The organism is Reyranella sp. (assembly GCF_030651995.1).
In the GTDB taxonomy this organism is placed as follows: Bacteria; Pseudomonadota; Alphaproteobacteria; order Reyranellales; family Reyranellaceae; genus Reyranella.
In genome coordinates this window covers 1-15980 of sequence record NZ_JAUSBN010000077.1, presented here as the reverse complement: position 1 = coordinate 15980, position 15980 = coordinate 1, and the positions used below count along the sequence as shown (strand labels likewise).

At 66.0% G+C, this 15980-nt stretch carries 14 protein-coding genes and 1 pseudogene; 9 read left to right on the top strand and 6 right to left on the bottom strand.

The genetic code is table 11. The features are described 5' to 3' along the window. Window positions 1-931 precede the first annotated feature (931 nt). Window positions 932-1723: an enoyl-CoA hydratase-related protein gene (locus Q7V45_RS24260; protein ID WP_304856902.1), complete on the top strand. Its 792-nt coding sequence runs from the start codon at window positions 932-934 to the stop codon at window positions 1721-1723. A gap of 96 nt (window positions 1724-1819) precedes the next feature. On the opposite strand, the gene Q7V45_RS24255 is transcribed toward Q7V45_RS24260, so the two are convergent. The 5 genes and pseudogenes from Q7V45_RS24255 to Q7V45_RS24235 all read right to left on the bottom strand — a co-directional run bounded on the left by Q7V45_RS24255 (window position 1820) and on the right by Q7V45_RS24235 (window position 6187). Then, on the bottom strand, window positions 1820-2719 hold the full coding sequence (locus Q7V45_RS24255) for an MBL fold metallo-hydrolase (protein WP_304856901.1): 900 nt from the start codon (window positions 2717-2719) through the stop codon (window positions 1820-1822). A gap of 58 nt (window positions 2720-2777) precedes the next feature. Next, window positions 2778-2921: pseudogene (locus tag Q7V45_RS24250) on the bottom strand (transcriptional regulator); the annotation flags it as partial. Window positions 2922-2980: 59 nt separating this feature from the next. Further along, window positions 2981-3781 (bottom strand): enoyl-CoA hydratase/isomerase family protein, encoded by an 801-nt coding sequence (locus tag Q7V45_RS24245; protein WP_304856900.1) that lies wholly within the window; start codon window positions 3779-3781, stop codon window positions 2981-2983. Window positions 3782-3931: 150 nt separating this feature from the next. Then, on the bottom strand, window positions 3932-5719 hold the full coding sequence (locus Q7V45_RS24240; protein ID WP_304856899.1) for an acyl-CoA dehydrogenase C-terminal domain-containing protein: 1788 nt from the start codon (window positions 5717-5719) through the stop codon (window positions 3932-3934). 24 nt (window positions 5720-5743) lie between these two features. Next, entirely contained in the window at window positions 5744-6187 is a 444-nt protein-coding gene (locus tag Q7V45_RS24235; RefSeq protein ID WP_304856898.1) for a MerR family DNA-binding transcriptional regulator, read from the bottom strand. 162 nt (window positions 6188-6349) lie between these two features. Here Q7V45_RS24235 and Q7V45_RS24230 point away from each other — a divergent pair, with 162 nt between their 5' ends. From Q7V45_RS24230 to Q7V45_RS24215, 4 genes are read left to right on the top strand one after another with little or no spacing between them, the layout of a single operon-like run. Continuing rightward, entirely contained in the window at window positions 6350-6874 is a 525-nt protein-coding gene (locus tag Q7V45_RS24230) for a gamma carbonic anhydrase family protein (RefSeq protein ID WP_304856897.1), read from the top strand. A 4-nt stretch (window positions 6875-6878) separates the two neighbouring features. Continuing rightward, entirely contained in the window at window positions 6879-7580 is a 702-nt protein-coding gene (locus Q7V45_RS24225) for a VOC family protein (protein ID WP_304856896.1), read from the top strand. A 20-nt stretch (window positions 7581-7600) separates the two neighbouring features. Beyond that, window positions 7601-8347: a DUF2272 domain-containing protein gene (locus tag Q7V45_RS24220; RefSeq protein WP_304856895.1), complete on the top strand. Its 747-nt coding sequence runs from the start codon at window positions 7601-7603 to the stop codon at window positions 8345-8347. Between the two features lie 10 nt (window positions 8348-8357). Next, window positions 8358-9962 (top strand): GMC family oxidoreductase, encoded by a 1605-nt coding sequence (locus Q7V45_RS24215; protein WP_304856894.1) that lies wholly within the window; start codon window positions 8358-8360, stop codon window positions 9960-9962. Window positions 9963-9968: 6 nt separating this feature from the next. Here the strand turns inward: Q7V45_RS24215 and Q7V45_RS24210 are convergent, their stop codons facing one another. Continuing rightward, complete coding sequence (locus tag Q7V45_RS24210; RefSeq protein WP_304856893.1) at window positions 9969-10760, bottom strand: DUF2272 domain-containing protein; 792 nt, start codon at window positions 10758-10760, stop codon at window positions 9969-9971. Window positions 10761-10829: 69 nt separating this feature from the next. Between Q7V45_RS24210 and Q7V45_RS24205 the strand changes: the two genes are divergently transcribed. The 4 genes from Q7V45_RS24205 to ggt all read left to right on the top strand — a co-directional run bounded on the left by Q7V45_RS24205 (window position 10830) and on the right by ggt (window position 15666). Beyond that, window positions 10830-11579 carry a GNAT family N-acetyltransferase gene (locus Q7V45_RS24205; protein ID WP_304856892.1) on the top strand — a complete coding sequence of 250 codons (750 nt, stop codon included), beginning with the start codon at window positions 10830-10832 and terminating at the stop codon, window positions 11577-11579. Window positions 11580-11628: 49 nt separating this feature from the next. Continuing rightward, window positions 11629-13353, top strand: a complete 1725-nt coding sequence (locus Q7V45_RS24200; RefSeq protein WP_304856891.1) for a long-chain fatty acid--CoA ligase — start codon at window positions 11629-11631, stop codon at window positions 13351-13353. 113 nt (window positions 13354-13466) lie between these two features. After that, a complete protein-coding gene (locus tag Q7V45_RS24195) occupies window positions 13467-14054 on the top strand; it encodes a hypothetical protein (RefSeq protein ID WP_304856890.1) in 588 nt (195 codons plus the stop codon). Between the two features lie 13 nt (window positions 14055-14067). Then, entirely contained in the window at window positions 14068-15666 is a 1599-nt protein-coding gene (ggt, locus tag Q7V45_RS24190) for a gamma-glutamyltransferase (RefSeq protein ID WP_304856889.1), read from the top strand. Window positions 15667-15980: the final 314 nt, after the last annotated feature.

Below are 15980 nucleotides of genomic sequence, written 5' to 3'. Positions count from 1 at the left end.
AATGTTCGTGTTCGCCGTGAAGTTCGTCAGCCAGTTGATGCCGCCCTCGGCACCAATGTAGATGCCCGGCTGCGGAGCCTGCGCCTGCGCAGCAACCGGCAGCGCTACAATGGCGGCGGCCGCCAGAAGAGCCTTCTTCATGAGTTCTTCCCCTCGTTCTTGATACTTGCGGACTGAAACTGAATTCAACGTTTGTCGGCAGACTGACTTAAATCACCAACTTCGCGGAATATACACACCACCACTGGTGCAGTGCAACCAGCCGCTCCCGGCCTCGCCGACTCCCCTTCGACCTGTGACCCGGACGCAACAGTGCAGCTTATCCGGGCCTTGCGTCTCCCGCCGGAGGGATTCCGGGGACGAGGCGGCCGGACTAGATGTAGTGGTTCCACCGGCCGCGCTGCGGTTCACCGGATGGGGATCCGGAAGCCCAGAACGCCGCCTCCGGCCTCTCCCCGGACGTAGGGTGTAGGACCCTTCAGGGAATTTTGGGCGTCGGTCCTGTCGAAAGACTTTTCCGAAAGGTCGGGATGGGGCAACGGCACGTCGGGATTGGATGCACCCGGCGCGAGCATCCTGCTCACGATCTCGGCTCCGGCCTCTGTCGGCTCGGATGGTTTGATCCCCGGCAAGGTCTTCCCAGCCTGGGCGACCCGCACTACTCCCGCACGCTGTGGCCCCCTCAAATCCGCCCCGATGTCGGCCACCAGCCCTAGTGGCGAGCCTCCGGAGATGCGGAGATTTTGGTTTAAGGTCACAGCGTAAGTAAGATTGGCCGACAACGCGACCAGCGCCCCGGCGAGGCCACCGGCGGCGTATCGGAAGATGGGATTTTGCATTTCACGATGCAGATGGGAAGCATCGTCCGGCTTTCCACCGCGGCATTTTGGACGGTAAATCGCCATTCACGAAAAGACGGAGGAGTTTTGCCATGGGCCAGTACAGCAAAGTCGAGACCGACGGCCACCTGATGATCGTCACGATCAACCGCCCCGAAGTCTACAACGCCTGCCATCCCATGGCGAACCAGGAGATGGTCGAGGCGTTCGACGAGTTCCAGACCAATCCGGACCTCTGGGTCGCCATCGTCACCGGCGCCGGCGACAAGGCCTTCTGCGCCGGCAACGACCTCAAATATCACGCCGAGATCCAGGCCAAGACCGGCAAGCGCCCGGTCCATCCGGCCAAGGGCTTCGGCGGCCTGGCCAACCGGTTCGACCTCGACAAGCCGGTGATCGCCGCGGTGAACGGCATCGCCATGGGCGGCGGCTTCGAGATCGCGCTGGCCTGCGACATCATCATCGCCTCCGACCAGGCCAAGTTCGCCCTGCCAGAGCCGCGCGTGGGTCTCGCGGCCGGCGCCGGCGGCATGCAGCGCTTGAGCCGCATGATCCCGCTCAAGAGGGCCATGGGCATGATGCTAACCGGCCGCCATGTCGGCGCCAAGGAAGGCTACGAACTGGGCTTCGTCACCGAGGTGGTGCCGCACGCCGAGCTGATGGCTTCGGCGAAGAAGTGGGCCGCCCAGATCCTCGAATGCTCGCCGATGTCGGTCCGCGCCACCAAGCAGGTCGTCATGCGCTCGCTCGACGTGCCGTCGCTCGAGATCGGCATGCGCAACCAGCACTACCCCGCCTTCGTCGCCATGGCGCACAGCGAGGACACGGTCGAGGGCCCGAAGGCCTTCGCCGAGAAGCGCAAGCCCAACTGGAAGGGGCGTTAGTCAGGGAGGCTTCCTGGCTATCGCCGCGCGACCCGGTCCCCTGTCCGGCCACCAGGAGCCTTGCCGAAGCGGCTGGTGCCGGCCCGCGGGACGGGCTCAGCGCCCGCGCGCATTGTCGTAGTCCCAGTCGAGTTCGAAGCGGTCGCCGTTGGCCTTGATGTAGGCCGCGTGCGGCGAGCCGAAATGGGCCGGCATCAGCAGCGCGCCCTGCTCCACGCAATCGGCCAGCAGGGTGTGGCGCGACTGGCGGGCGAGCTCTCGGTCCTCACAGAAGACGCTGTTCCATCTCCACAGCGGCACCTGCACCGGATTGTGCAGCGCGTCGCCGGCGAAGATCGCGCGCTTGCCGCGCGAGTCGAGGTCGACGCGGATCTGGCCCGGCGTGTGACCCGGCGCGGGCTTCAGCGTCAGGCAGCCGCACATCGCATGTACGCCCGACACGAACTCGGCCTTCCTGGCCTCGACGATGGGCAGCACCGAGTCGTTGTAGGTATTGACCTGGTAGACCTCGGTATCGGCCTTCTTCGCGAGCGCCGACCAGTGGTCGTGGTCGGTGCGCGACATCACGTACTTGGCATTGGGGAAGGTCGGCACCCACTTGCCGTTCTCCAGCCGCGTGTTCCAGCCGACGTGATCGACGTGCAGGTGCGTGCACATCACGAAGTCGATCTCCTCCGGCTGCACGCCCGCCTCGCGCAGGCGATCGAGATACGGCGTGTTCAGCATGTTGAAGCGCGGCATCCCCGGCCGCGGCTTGTGGTTGCCGCTGCAGGCGTCGACAAGGATCGTGTGCTTGCCCGTGCGCAGCAGCCAGGAGTGGATCGAGGTCATCAGCCGCCCGCTCTGGGGTTGGAAGTAGGTCGGCGCCAGCCAGTTCTGCTCGGCCTTGAAGGTCTCGGCATCGAACTCCGGGAAGAAATCCTTGGCCGGAAAGCCAGGCCCCATCTGTTCTTCGATGCGGGTGACGCGTACGTCGCCGATGTGACGATCCTGCATGTTTCCTACTCCCCTGCTTTCACCGGACTCTGGACGCAGCAACGCGCCGCATCAACCGTTACACCGCAGTATAGACGACGAGTTTCAGTGCAGGGTCGTCGTTGGCCTGGAAGCTCGTGTGTTCGAAGGTGAGGACCCCCTTCCTGGGATGCCACAGCCGCTTGCGTCCGGCGGCCGCGGCGCGGACGTCATGGGCGCTCCAGACGAAAAGGGTGCCTCGACCGCGCCGCCCCTCAGGACGACGGAGTAGCTCTACCCTCCTCAGCGTCCCTTGAACTTCGCCTTGCGCTTTTCGAGGAAGGCGCTCAGGCCCTCGAAATGGTCCTCGGTGGCGGCGCAGGCGGCGAGGCCCTCGGCCTCGCGGTGCGAGTGTTCGTCCCAGCTGTTGTCGAACGAGTTGCGGATCAGCTTCTTGGCGACGCCCAGCGCGAAGGTGGGACCGTCGGCCAGCTTGCGCGCCATCTTCTCGGTCTCGGCGACCAGCTGATCCTTCGGCACCACCCAGTTGAGGATGTTATTGTCCTTGGCCTCCTGCGCCGAGAAGCGCTCGCCCAGCAGGGCGATCTCGAGCGCCTTCCGCTCGCCTACGACACGCGGCAGGAAGTAGGTCGCACCACCGTCGGCGCTGAGGCCGATATGGCGATAGGCCAGGGTGAAGAACGAATCGTCCGAAGCGATGGCCAGATCGCAGTTCAGGATCAGCGACAGGCCGAAGCCGGCGGCGGCGCCCTGCACCGAGGCCAGGACCGGCTTGTTCATGCGGCGGATCTGGTAGATCGCCTGGTGCGCCTTCACGACCCGCATCTCGAAGCCCGCGAGATGGGCTTCCTTGTCCTCGGTCAGCGACTTTTGGAAACCGCGAATGTCGCCGCCCGCCATGAAGTGCGTGCCGGCGCCGCGGATCACCACGCAGCGCACCGCCGGGTCCTTCTCGAACTTGGCGCTGTGCTCGATCAGCAGGTCGCGCATCTCCATCGAGAGCGCGTTCAGCGACTCCGGGCGATTGAGCGTGATCCAGCCGATACCGTCTTTGACTTCGGCGAGAACGTGCGGTGCGGACATGGGGCAGTTTCCTCGGGCGTTTATGGACGAACGCCCGAGGTTACCCCGTCGCGCGGCGCAGCGCGAAAAGAATGATGCCGTCGCCGATCAGGCCCACGAGCATGGCGGCATTCCTATGGAACGCCGCCGCCCCGCAGGCCAGGGCCGACTTCAGAACGCGTCGGCCGGCAGCGCCATCAGGGTCGAGGCGCCGGCCTTGATCTGATGGTTGAGCGACACGGTCTGCGGCAGCACGCGGGCCATGAAGAAGCGCGCGGTGACGATCTTGGCTTCGTAGAAACCATTGTCGTTGCCGGCCGCCAGTCCCTTGTGGGCGGCAACGACGATGCGGTTCCACATATAGGCCATCGCCGTCAGCGCCATGAGGCGCAGCAGGTCGGTGGCGGCGCCGCCGGCCTCGTCGGGATTCTTCATCGCGTTCTGCATCAGGAACAAGGCCGAGTCCTGAACCCTGCCCATCGCCTTCTCGAGCGGCTCGACGAACTCCTTCATCGTCTCGTCGGCCTTGTGCTGGGCGATGAAGCCGCCGATCTCGCCGAGCAGGCGCTGGGCGGCGCGGCCGCCCTTCATCGGCAGCTTGCGGCCGACCAGGTCGAGCGCCTGGATGCCGTTGGTGCCCTCGTAGAGCTGGGTGATGCGCGCGTCGCGGACGAGCTGCTCGACGCCGTTCTCGCGGATGAAGCCGTGGCCGCCCCAGGTCTGCACCGCGAGGTTGGCGCACTCGCTGCCCATGTCGGTGAAGTAGGCCTTGATGATCGGCGTCAGCATCTGGATGAGATCGTCGGCCGCCTCGCGCGTCGCGGCATCGGGATGCGAATGCGCTTCGTCGATCAGCATGCCGACCCACAGCGAGAGCGCCCGCGCGCCCTCGGTGAAGGACTTCTGGATCATCAGCATGCGGCGCACGTCGGGATGCACGATTATCGGATCGGCCGGGCCGCCGGCGTTCTTCGGACCCGTCAGCGAGCGGCCCTGCAGGCGGTCGCGGGCATAGGCGACGGCGCTCTGGTAGGCCGTCTCCGCGATGCCGAGGCCCTGCATGCCGACGCCGAGGCGTGCGGCGTTCATCATGACGAACATCGCCGTCATGCCCTTGTTGGCCTCGCCGACCAGCCAGCCGGTAGCGCCGTCGAGGTTCATCACGCAGGTCGCGTTGGCCTTGATGCCCATCTTGTGCTCGACCGCGCCGCAGCGGATGCCGTTGCGCTCACCGACCGAGCCGTCCGCCTTCGGCAGGAACTTCGGCACGATGAACAGCGAGATGCCCTTGGTGCCGCCCGGCGCATCCGGCAGGCGCGCCAGCACGAGATGGATGATGTTCTCGGTGAGGTCGTGCTCGCCGGCGGAGATGAAGATCTTGGTGCCGGTGATGCTGTAGCTGCCGTCGGCCTGCGGCTCGGCCTTGGTGCGCAGCATGCCGAGGTCGGTACCGCAATGGGGCTCGGTGAGGCACATGGTGCCCGACCAGGTGCCGTCGGCCAGCTTCGGCAGGTAGCGCTGCTTCAGCTCGTCGGAGCCATGGCGCGACAGCGCCTCGTAGGCGCCGTGGCTGAGGCCCGGATACATCGCAAAGGCCTGGTTGGAGGCCGTGAACATCTCCTGCAGGGCGAAGCCCACCGTCGCCGGCAGCCCCTGCCCGCCGAACTCGGGATCGCAGGTGATGCCCGTCCAGCCGCCCTCGGCGAACTGCCTGTAGGCTTCCTTGAAGCCCTTGGGCGTGCGCACGACGCCGTTCTCGTAGTGGCAGCCTTCCTCGTCGCCGGTGCGGTTCAGCGGGAACAGCACGTTCTCGCAGAGCTTCGCCGCTTCCTCGACGATGGCGTGGATCGTGTCGGGGGTCGCGTCCTCGTAGCCCGGCAGTTTAGCGAGCTTCGAGACGTCGATGACTTCGTTCAGAACGAACTGGATGTCCTTGATCGGGGCCTTGTAGACGGCCATGGCTTCCTCCTCAGTCGCAGTTTCCTAGTCGCTTTCCGGATCGATGCCGCGCTGCCTCAGCTCGGCGCTCACTTGTGCTTCGACGTCCCTGAATTCGCCGATGTGCTGGTCGAGATCGGCCCGCTTGCGCTCCAGATCGCCGATGTGGAGCTGGCAGCGGCGCAGCAGCTCGCGCAGCTGCTGCATGCCCGTGCGATCGACCTGGTAGAGGTCGAGCAACTCGCGGATCTCGGCGAGCGAGAAGCCGAGGCGCTTGCCGCGCAGGATCCAGCTCAGCCGCGTGCGATCACCCGCCGTGTAGAGACGGGTCGTGCCGTGCCGGCGCGGCTTGATCAGCCCCTCATCCTCGTAGAAGCGGATCGTGCGCGGCGTGATCGCAAATTCGCGCGACAGTTCGGCGATGCTGTAGATGCGCTGCGCGTCTCGTGGCGCCAGCGTCTTGGCCGAGGGAATGGCGGCGACTGACATGATGGAGGTGATTTAGTTGACGTTTACGTAAACGTCAAATCTCGTTTACGTAAGCCCGCGATTACGTAAGGGGCAACGAGACCGGCTCCTATTGAATTGGGTTGGGCAAGCTGGCATGCCGGATGACCTCTCCCATCGAGTGCGTTCGCAGAAGGACTCCAGATGCCGATCTACCAGCTGAACGACCGAGTGCCGGTGATCCCCGCCTCCTGCTACATCGCGGAGGGCGTAACCATCATCGGGTCGGTGATCCTGGGCGAGCGGGTGAGCATCTGGTTCGGCGCCGTCCTGCGCGGCGACAACGAGCCCATCGTCATCGGCGACGACAGCAACATCCAGGAACTGAGCGTCCTGCACACCGACCCTGGCGCGCCGCTGACCATCGGCCGGAACGTGACGGTCGGCCACCAGGTGATGCTGCACGGCTGCACGATCGGCGACGGCTCGCTGATCGGCATCCAGTCGGTCGTGCTCAACCGTTCGGTGATCGGCAAGGACTGCCTGGTGGGCGCCGGCTCGATCGTCACCGAAGGCAAGAGCTTTCCCGACCGGTCGATGATCCTCGGCTCGCCCGCCAAGGTCGTGCGCGAGCTGAGCGAGGAGAATGCCTCGCGTCTGGCGATGAGCGCGGAGAGCTACGTGAAGCGCAGCCAGGACTACAAGGCGAACCTGAAGCGCATCGGCTGACACCATGATCGCGGCACTCGACCATCTCGTCGTCGGCGGCTCGGCTGCCGATTACGAGACGTTGCTGGGGCGGCGTGCGGTGGACGGTCGCCTGCGCACCGACAATGTCGCGGTGCGTTTCGAGCCCAAAGCATCGGGCCTGCGATCCATGGTGTTCGCGGCGCAGGACCTCGCCAAGGCGGCGACGCTTCTCGAGCGCCGTGCCGTCGCGACGACGAGAACGGATGCGGGGCTGGCGCTCCTCGGCCATGGCGTCGCAATCGGCGTCGTTGCGACGCCGGACGAAGCTCCTTCGCCACTCACAACTGACGCCGGCGCCGCCGTCTCCAGCCTCGACCATGTCGTCGTGCGCACGCCCAACCCCGAGCGCGCCATCGCCTTCTATGGCGGCCGGCTCGGCCTCGACCTACGGCTCGACCGCAGCAATCCCAAGTGGGGCGCGCGCCTGCTGTTCTTCCGCTGCGGCGACCTGGTGGTCGAGATCGCCCACGACCTCAAGAAGGACGTGTCGGACGAGCCGGACCATCTCTGGGGCCTGTCGTGGCGCGTGCCCGATATAGCCGCCGCCCATGAACGACTGAAGGCCGCCGGCCTCGACGTCTCGGAGCCGCGCGACGGGCGCCGGCCTGGCAGCCAGGTCTGCACCGTGAAGAACGGAACCGGAGGCGTGCCGACGATCCTGATCGGCGGCGTCGGGCGCTGGTAGGGAGAACAAGACAACTCCCTATGCGCGCCCTCCTCGCGATCCCGCTTCTCGTCCTCGCCGCCGCCTGTACGACGCCGCCGACGAGCAAGCCGGTCGTGCAGGCGAAGGACTTGCCGCCCCTCGGTCCCTGCCCCGCATCGTCCTGGAAGCCCGAAGCCCCGCCTCCGTCATCGAGCTCCAGGACCTCGATGGTGCTGCTGGCGGTCGGCGAATGGGGCCGCTTCGGCAAGCAGGTCATCACCTACTCGAAGAACGGACCACCTCGGACGGAACAGCGCGGCATCAAGGAGCGCGACGCGCCGCAGCGCATCGCCGACTACTGGGCCGCCGTCGACAAGACGTTGAGCGGGGTGGACGACGTGCCATGGTCGGCCGCCTTCATCTCCTGGGACATCGAGAGCGCCGGCGTGACGCGCGACCTCTTCTGCCCCGACCAGCGCCACACGATCTACGTCGAACGCATCGTCGAACGCGCCAGGAAGCCCGGCGCGGCGTTCATCCCACATGCGCCCGACGCCTATGCGCCCAGGGTCGGCGATCTCGTCTGCGCGTCACGCGAGGGTAGCGGCACGACGCTGCAGAACCTGAATCGCGGGGCAGGACATTGCGACATCGTGGTCGACGTCCAGCCGGGTCATCTTTCCGCGATCGGCGGCAATGTAGCTGACTCCGTAACCCGGAGCGTCTTTCCACTGGACGCGAACGGCATTTTATCGCCCATATCCGGCCGACCCGTCTTCGCGGTCATCGAAAACCGGCTGCCCTGAAGGAAGGACAATGTCTTCGCTCTACGACTACATCATCGTCGGTGCCGGCTCGGCCGGTTGCGCGCTTGCCGCGCGACTCGCCTGGGAACGGCCCAAGCTTCGCATCCTGGTGCTCGAGGCCGGGGGTCCCGACAAGTCGTTCATGCTGAAGATGCCCGCCGGTTTCGCTTCGCTGGGCGAGAAGACCCCCTACAACTGGCACTACGAGACGACGCCGCAGAAGCACTGCAACGATCGCCGCATGTATTGGCCGCGCGGCAAGACGCTGGGCGGCTCGTCCGCGATCAACGCGATGCTCTATGTTCGCGGCCACGCCTCCGACTACGACCACTGGCGGCAGCTCGGCAACGAAGGCTGGTCCTATGAGGACGTGCTGCCCTACTTCAAGAAGTCGGAGAACAACGAGCGCGGCGCCGACGCCTTCCACGGTACGGGCGGCCCGCTGAACGTCGCCGACCAGGTCGATCCCAGCAAGCTCAACGAGGCCTTCCTCAAGGCCGCCGGGCAGGCCGGACACAAGCGCACTCCGGACTTCAACGGGGCCGAGCAAGAAGGTGTCGGCCTCTACCAGGTGACGCAGAAGAACAAGGAGCGCTGGAGCGCGGCCAGCGCCTATCTCCGTCCCGCGGTCGCCAACAGCGGCGCCCATCTCGAGGTGGTCACCGGCGCACTGGTCGAGCGCATCATCTTCGATCAGAAGCGCGCCATGGGCGTGCGCTACACGCTCAACGGCCGCGACGAGGTCGCGCGCGTGACCCGCGAGATCATCCTGTGCGGCGGCGCCGTCAACTCTCCGCAGCTCCTGATGCTGTCGGGCGTCGGCCCGGCCGATCATCTGAAGTCGATCGGCATCCGGCCGCTGCACGACCTGCCCGGCGTCGGCGGCAACCTGCAGGACCATCTCGACGCCGCGCTGCTGCAGTTCTGCAGGACGCGCGACACCTACGACCGCGCCAACAAGCTGGCCTCGCTTTACCAGTATGTCGTGAACAAGAAGGGCCCCGGCACCTCGCCGATCGCCGAGTCGGGCGGCTTCCTGCGCACCCGCCCCGAGCTGGCAGCGCCCGACATCCAGCTGCATTTCCTGCCAGTTCTTGTCATGGATCACGGCCGGACGCGGCTGAACAAGGACGGCTACAGCCTTCACGTCTGCGCGCTCCGGCCCGAGAGCAAGGGCACGATCCGGTTGCGCAGCAAGGATCCGAAGGAGCATCCGCTGATCGACGCGAACTATCTCAGCGAGCGCCGGGACCTCGATACGCTGATCGCCGGCGTGAAGATGGGCCGCGACATCCTGGCCCAGTCGGGCCTCGATCCCTACCGCGCCGACGAGCTGGCGCCGGGCCCGGCGGCGAAGACGGATGCCGAGATCGAGCAGTGGATCCGAGCAAAGTGCGAGACGATTTACCACCCGGTCGGCACCTGCAAGATGGGCCCGGCCAGTGACCCCATGGCGGTGGTCGACGACAAGCTGCTGGTGCACGGCGTCGAGGGTCTGCGCGTGGTCGACGCCTCCGTCATGCCGACCCTGATCGGCGGCAATACAAACGCGCCCACCATGATGATCGCCGAGCGCACCGCCGCGATCATGCACGCGGCGGGGATGACCAACTAAGCCGGCTCAGCCGCGCTTTTCCACGACGAGGAGCCATGGCCGGCCCGACACGTTCATCAGGCGGCCGCGCGAGTCGACGGGGAAGAGGCTCATCGCCACGCTGTCCTTCACGTTGCCGCCAACCGCATGGACGTAGCCGCCGCGCACGTCGGTGACGATGTCGCAATGGGCCGCCGTGTTGTCGATTCGGCGCTGCGCGGTGCGCGGGTCGGCATGGCGCCACGTCGGACCGGCGGAGCCCGAGCAGACGAGGTCGCCCGGCTTCGGAGAATATTCGTTCGGCGCGTGGAGCACGAAGGGCGCGCCGCGCGAGGCGCGCTGGCGATCGTAGAGCGAGGACAGGTAGCTGCCGTGGCGGCCCTCGCGCGGAAACTGCGAGGCGCCGTAGCCTGACTGGAGCATCACCCAGGTGACGAAGGCGCCCGACCAGGGCTTGCCCGAGGTACCGTTCCACTCCGGCCGGCCGCACGCCGCCCAATATTCACCGACGCGGCTGGACAGGGGCTCGCTGCGTTCGGTCATCCCGTAACGGTTGGTGTAGCCGTTGGCCTGCCCGCCATAGACGACGGTGGCGCGGCCGAACCTGGTCCATTCCTTCCAGGCCGTGTAGGCGACCTTGTCGCTGGGTGGCCGGTCGTCGGTGCCCGATCCGCCCCCTCCGCAACCGGCCAAGGCGAGCGCCAGGGCAAGGACGAGCGAAAGGATCGCTGGCAGCCGCAGACCGATCGTCAAATCCAGCGGACGATGGGGCGGCTGCCAGCAAACACGAAAGTCGACATCGAGGGGGTCGGACTTCATGCGTAACTTACAGTTTTAAAAATAAGTTGCTGTTATTATTGTTCTTTATACTAGCAGAGACTCCGCACCATGTCACCTCTTCAGAAATTGGATGAATTACGTCGGCTCGAGCGCCTGGCCTTTCGCGGCTGGCCCGCGCTCGAAAGCCAGGACCTTCAGGGCTGGCATCTGCGACTTTCGGGCGGCTACACAAAAAGAGCCAATTCGATCAATGCATTAGAGCCACACTCTTCAGCGGATATCGAAACCCTGGAGGCCCCCTTCCGCGAGCGTCATCGGCCGCCGGTGTGGCGTCTCACGCCATTGGCGCCGGTGGGTATGGCGGATTTGCTGAAGGCCCGGGGCTATGAACCGATCGAGCGCAGCCTGGTGCAGCGTTGCCCGCTGCATGACGGCTTCCGGGCCGATCCTGCCGTCGAGATCTCCCCGAGTCCCGCTCCCTCCTGGATCGAGGCCTTTGCCACGCACAGCCCGGTGAGACCCGAGCATAGCCAGACCATGGAGCAGATGCTGCGGGCCATTGCCCAGCCCGCCGGCTTCGCCTTCGCCCAGCACGAAGGCCGGCCCATGGCCATGGCTATCGGCGCCGTCGAGGGCGATCACATGGGTCTGTTCGACGTGCTGGTCATGCCCGAAGCGCGACGCCAGGGACTGGCGCGGCGCGTCACCGAAAGCCTCTATGCCTGGGCCTGGGCAAAGGGCGCGCGCTTCGCCTACCTGCAGGTGGTTGCGACCAATGCCGCGGCGATGCCGCTCTATGCGGCGCAGGGGTTCCGCACGGTCTACGAGTACGAATATCTGATTCCACCAGCTTCTTGACCCTCCCGCTTGCGGCCTCGCATAGTCGATGCAGGGAGGAACTCCATAAATGTCGAACTACGTGTGGGAAAAGAGCTATCCGCCGGGCGTGAAGTGGGAGCTCGACGTTCCGAGGATGACCATCCACCAGAGCTTCGAGGAAAGCTGCGCCCGGTACGGTGACCGGCCCTTCACCGATTTCCTCGACAAGGTGATGACGTTCCGGGACTACAAGGAGGCCTCAGACCGGGCCGCGGCCGGCTTCCAGAAGCTCGGCGTCAAACCCGGCGTCAATGTCGGCCTCTATCTGCCCAACACGCCGCACTACATCATCGCCTTCTTCGGTATCCTGAAGGCCGGCGGACGGGTCGTGAACTACTCGCCGCTCGATGCCGCCCGCGAGCTCGAGTTCAAGATCGGCGATTCGGAGACAGACATCCTGGTGACGCTGGACGTCACCGCGCTCTACCCGAAGATGGCGGCGATGCGCGGCAAGACCCGGCTGAAGAAGCTGATCGTGGGCTCGATCGCCGACTACCTGCCGTGGCCCAAGAACTGGCTCTATCCGATCGCCAAGAAGAAGGACCTGTCGGCCTGGCCGCGCGACGACTGGCACATGTCGTTCAAGGACCTGCTGGCGAACGACGGCAAGTACACGCCCCACAAGCCCGCCAGCGACAACCTGTGGGACGAGGTGGCGATCCTCCAATACACCGGCGGCACGACCGGCCTGCCCAAGGCGGCGATGCTGACGCACGGCTGCGTCATGGCAGCGATGAGCCAGGGTCAGGCCTGGACGACGCCCTACACGAAGCCCGGCACGGAAAAGGTCGTGTGCGTGCTGCCGCTGTTCCACATCTACGCTCTGTCGGGAATCATGCTGGGCGCGGTGCGCAACGGCAACCAGCTGATCCTCTATCCGCGACCCGACATCGACATGATCGTCGCCGATCTCGCCAAGAAGAAGCCGACCTTCCTGCCCGGCGTGCCGACGCTCTACACCGCGATCAACAAGCATCCCAAGACGCAGGGGCTCGACCTCAGCTCGCTCAAGATCTGCATGTCGGGCGGGGCGCCCCTGCCCGTCGAGGTGCAGCAGAGCTTCGAGAAGCTGACCGGCGCCACGCTGATCGAGGGTTACGGCCTCACCGAAACCTCGCCGACGGGCGCGATCTGCCCGGTCGACAAGAGCGTGCGCCGGATTGGCTCGTGCGGCGTGCCGATGCCCGGCACGGTGATCGAGATCCGCGACATGGAAGACGGCGACAAGGTGCTGCCGCCCGGCAAGGAGCATGTCGGCGAAGTCTGCATTATCGGCCCGCAGGTCATGAAGGGCTACTGGAAGAAGCCGGAGGAGACGGAGAAGGTGCTGTTCCGGCATCCGTCGAGCAACTGGATGGGGCTGCGCACCGGCGACATGGGCTACATGGACGCCGACGGCTGGCTCTACCTGGTCGACCGCTCGAAGGACCTGATCATCTCCTCGGGCTACAACGTCTATCCCCGCATGATCGAGGAGGCCGTCTACGAGCATCCGGCGGTCGACGAGGTGATCGTGATCGGTATTCCCGACCCCTATCGCCAGGAAGCGCCCAAGGTCTTCGTCAAATTGAAGCCCGGCGCCTCGCTCACCTTCGAGGAGCTGAAGAAGCATCTCGACGGCAAGATCGGCAAGCACGAGATGCCGGTCGCCCTCGAGATCCGCCCGGAGTTGCCCAAGACCCCGGTCGGCAAGCTCTCCAAGAAGGAACTGAAGGAAGAGGAGCGCGCCAAGGCCCAGTCGAAGGCGGCGTGATCCTCATATTGAGGTAAGGTGAGGGGGTGATGCGGCGCGTGACCCACCTCACCTCGCCTGCGCCAACGCGCGGGTCCCCTTCCTCGCCCCCCACTGGCGTGGGCGGAGAGGACGTGTTCCGTCGAATTTTCCTGTTCGGCGGCGCCGGCCTCGTGCTGACCGGGTGTTTCGACCGGCCCTGCCATGAGCGCAATCCGGCGCAGAAGGCGTTCCTCGACGGGCTGCAGGAACTTGCGAAGCCCGCCCTCGCGTCGAACAACCCGCTCCGGGTCGAGGAGGCGGCACGTCAGAGCGTCGCTCTGGCCGACAAGGTCGGGGCCTTCAGCGACTGGTGCGGCACGCTCACGAAGATCGAGGGCAATGCCCAGACCGTGGCCGTGACCTTCGACATCGGCCGGCAGGTTTCGCTCTACGCGTTCAACGACTGGGCCCTGGCCTTTGCAGGCACGGTGACGGACTTTTTCTCCACACGATCGCGTGCCACGCCGCCGCCGGGCCTTTCCGAGGCGGCCGTTGCGGCGCTAAAAACCCTGCGGCTTGGCGAGAGGGTGTCGATCTCCGGGCGGATGGGCGAGATCGCGGGCTCCGGCGTGTTCGATCTCTCCCGCCTGTTCGGCAAGACCGTCACGGATCATCGCCAGTTCCTGCAGACGCCACGCTTCGTGGCGCGCATCGAGGCCCTCCAGGCCTCGAAGAAGTAGAAAGGATTCCGAGGTGCCGTCTTTCACGTACGACTTCCCCTACTCCACCAAGAAGCTGCCGGTCTTCGCCGAGAACGTCGTCGCCTCGTCCCAGCAACTCGCCTCCACCGCCGGCCTGCGCATGCTCGCCAAGGGCGGCAACGCGGTCGATGCAGCCATCGCGAGTGCCGCCGCCATCACCGTGGTCGAGCCCACGATGAACGGCATCGGTGCCGACGCCTTCTGCATCCTGTGGGACGGCAAGCAGCTCGTGGGCCTGAATGCGCACGGCCATTCGCCGGCTCTGATGACGCCCGACAAGTATGCCGGCCTCGACAAGATGCCCCATGTTGGCTGGGGCTGCGTGACCACGCCGGGCGCCGTGTCGCTCTGGATGGAACTGCACAAGCGCTACGGCAAGCTGCCCTTCGCCGACCTGTTCGAGCCGGCGATCAAGTATGCCCACGACGGGTTCCGCGTCTCCTACATGGTCGCGCACCAGTGGCACCGGGCGATCGACCGGCTCAAGGGACAGGAGAGCTGGGTCAAGGCCTTCCTGCCGAACGGGCGTGCGCCGCAGCCCGGCGAACTCTGGAAATTCCCCGACCAGGCGAAGACGCTCACCAAGATCGCCGAGAGCAAGGGCGAGGCGTTCTATCGGGGCGAACTGGCCGAGGCGATGGACAAGTACGCCCGCGAGACCGGCGGCGCTCTGCGCAAGGAGGATCTCGCGGCGCACAAGCCCGACTGGGTCGATCCGATCGGCCTCGCCTACCGCGGCACGACGCTGCACGAGATCCCGCCGTCGGGCCAGGGGATCGCGGCCTGCATGGCGCTGGGCATTCTGGAGAACTTCGAGCTGGCCGGCCTCGACTGCGACGGTCCCGAGGTCGCCCATCTGCGCATCGAGGCGATGAAGCTCGCCTTTGCCGACATCTACCGCTACGTCGCCGACCCGCGCTTCATGGAGGTGACGCCCCAGCAGATGCTGGACAAGGCCTACCTCAAGAGCCGCGCCAAGCTGATCGATCCGAAGAAGGCCAAGGATTTCGGTCCGGGCACGCCCAAGGACGGCGGCACGATCTACCTCGGCACCGCCGACGCCTCGGGCATGATGGTGTCGCTGATCCAGTCCAACTACACCGGCTTCGGCTCCGGCATCGTGGTGCCGGGCACCGGCATTGCGCTGCAGAACCGCGGCACCGGCTTCGTCACCACCAAGGGGCATCCCAATGAGGTCGGGCCGAACAAGCGGCCGTTCCACACGATCATCCCGGCCTTCATCACCAAGGACGGCCGGCCGGTGGCGACCTTCGGCCTGATGGGCGGCGCGATGCAGCCGCAGGGCCACATGCAGGTCTTCTCGCGCATCGTCGACTACGGGCAGAACCCGCAGGCGGCGATCGACGCGCCGCGCTGGCGCGTGCACGAGACCGACGGCACGGTCTGGACGGAAGAGCACATGCCGCAGGGCACGCTCGATGGGCTTGAGAGCCGCGGCCATCGCCTGACGCGCACCAAGATGCCGAGCTTCGATTTCGGCTCCAGCCAGATCATCTGGCGCTTCCCCGACGGCGGCCCCTATCTCGGGGCCTCCGAGAGCCGCCGCGACGGCGCCGCGGTCGGGTTCTAAGAGCCAGCCGTTCTCATATGTCCTCTCCGCCACGCAGTGCTATCGCATTCACACATCGTAGTTGCGTCGAGTAAGGCGGTTCGATTCTCTGTCCGAAGCACAGCGGGCGGAGAATTGGATGTCGGGGATCGAGTACGGTCTGGGCGGTTTCGGCGACCGGCGGCTGCAAAAATGGGGGCCTTGTTGCATGCGGCGTTGGTGCTGCGGCCCGGGTCGTGCATCCGCCGGCTCGGGGGAACGCGGGCGCGGGAGATGCGGTTCACACGTCTGCTGCGGAACCGGTCGGTGACGGTGGAGGAGATGTCACGGCACGC

Bases quoted from the DNA above. Each gene is read 5' to 3' on its own strand.
- Q7V45_RS24260 (WP_304856902.1), top strand. From the start codon at position 932: ATGGGCCAGTACAGCAAAGTCGAGACCGACGGCCACCTGATGATCGTC.
- Q7V45_RS24255 (WP_304856901.1), bottom strand. From the start codon at position 2,719: ATGCAGGATCGTCACATCGGCGACGTACGCGTCACCCGCATCGAAGAA.
- Q7V45_RS24245 (WP_304856900.1), bottom strand. From the start codon at position 3,781: ATGTCCGCACCGCACGTTCTCGCCGAAGTCAAAGACGGTATCGGCTGG.
- Q7V45_RS24240 (WP_304856899.1), bottom strand. From the start codon at position 5,719: ATGGCCGTCTACAAGGCCCCGATCAAGGACATCCAGTTCGTTCTGAAC.
- Q7V45_RS24235 (WP_304856898.1), bottom strand. From the start codon at position 6,187: ATGTCAGTCGCCGCCATTCCCTCGGCCAAGACGCTGGCGCCACGAGAC.
- Q7V45_RS24230 (WP_304856897.1), top strand. From the start codon at position 6,350: ATGCCGATCTACCAGCTGAACGACCGAGTGCCGGTGATCCCCGCCTCC.
- Q7V45_RS24225 (WP_304856896.1), top strand. From the start codon at position 6,879: ATGATCGCGGCACTCGACCATCTCGTCGTCGGCGGCTCGGCTGCCGAT.
- Q7V45_RS24220 (WP_304856895.1), top strand. From the start codon at position 7,601: ATGCGCGCCCTCCTCGCGATCCCGCTTCTCGTCCTCGCCGCCGCCTGT.
- Q7V45_RS24215 (WP_304856894.1), top strand. From the start codon at position 8,358: ATGTCTTCGCTCTACGACTACATCATCGTCGGTGCCGGCTCGGCCGGT.
- Q7V45_RS24210 (WP_304856893.1), bottom strand. From the start codon at position 10,760: ATGAAGTCCGACCCCCTCGATGTCGACTTTCGTGTTTGCTGGCAGCCG.
- Q7V45_RS24205 (WP_304856892.1), top strand. From the start codon at position 10,830: ATGTCACCTCTTCAGAAATTGGATGAATTACGTCGGCTCGAGCGCCTG.
- Q7V45_RS24200 (WP_304856891.1), top strand. From the start codon at position 11,629: ATGTCGAACTACGTGTGGGAAAAGAGCTATCCGCCGGGCGTGAAGTGG.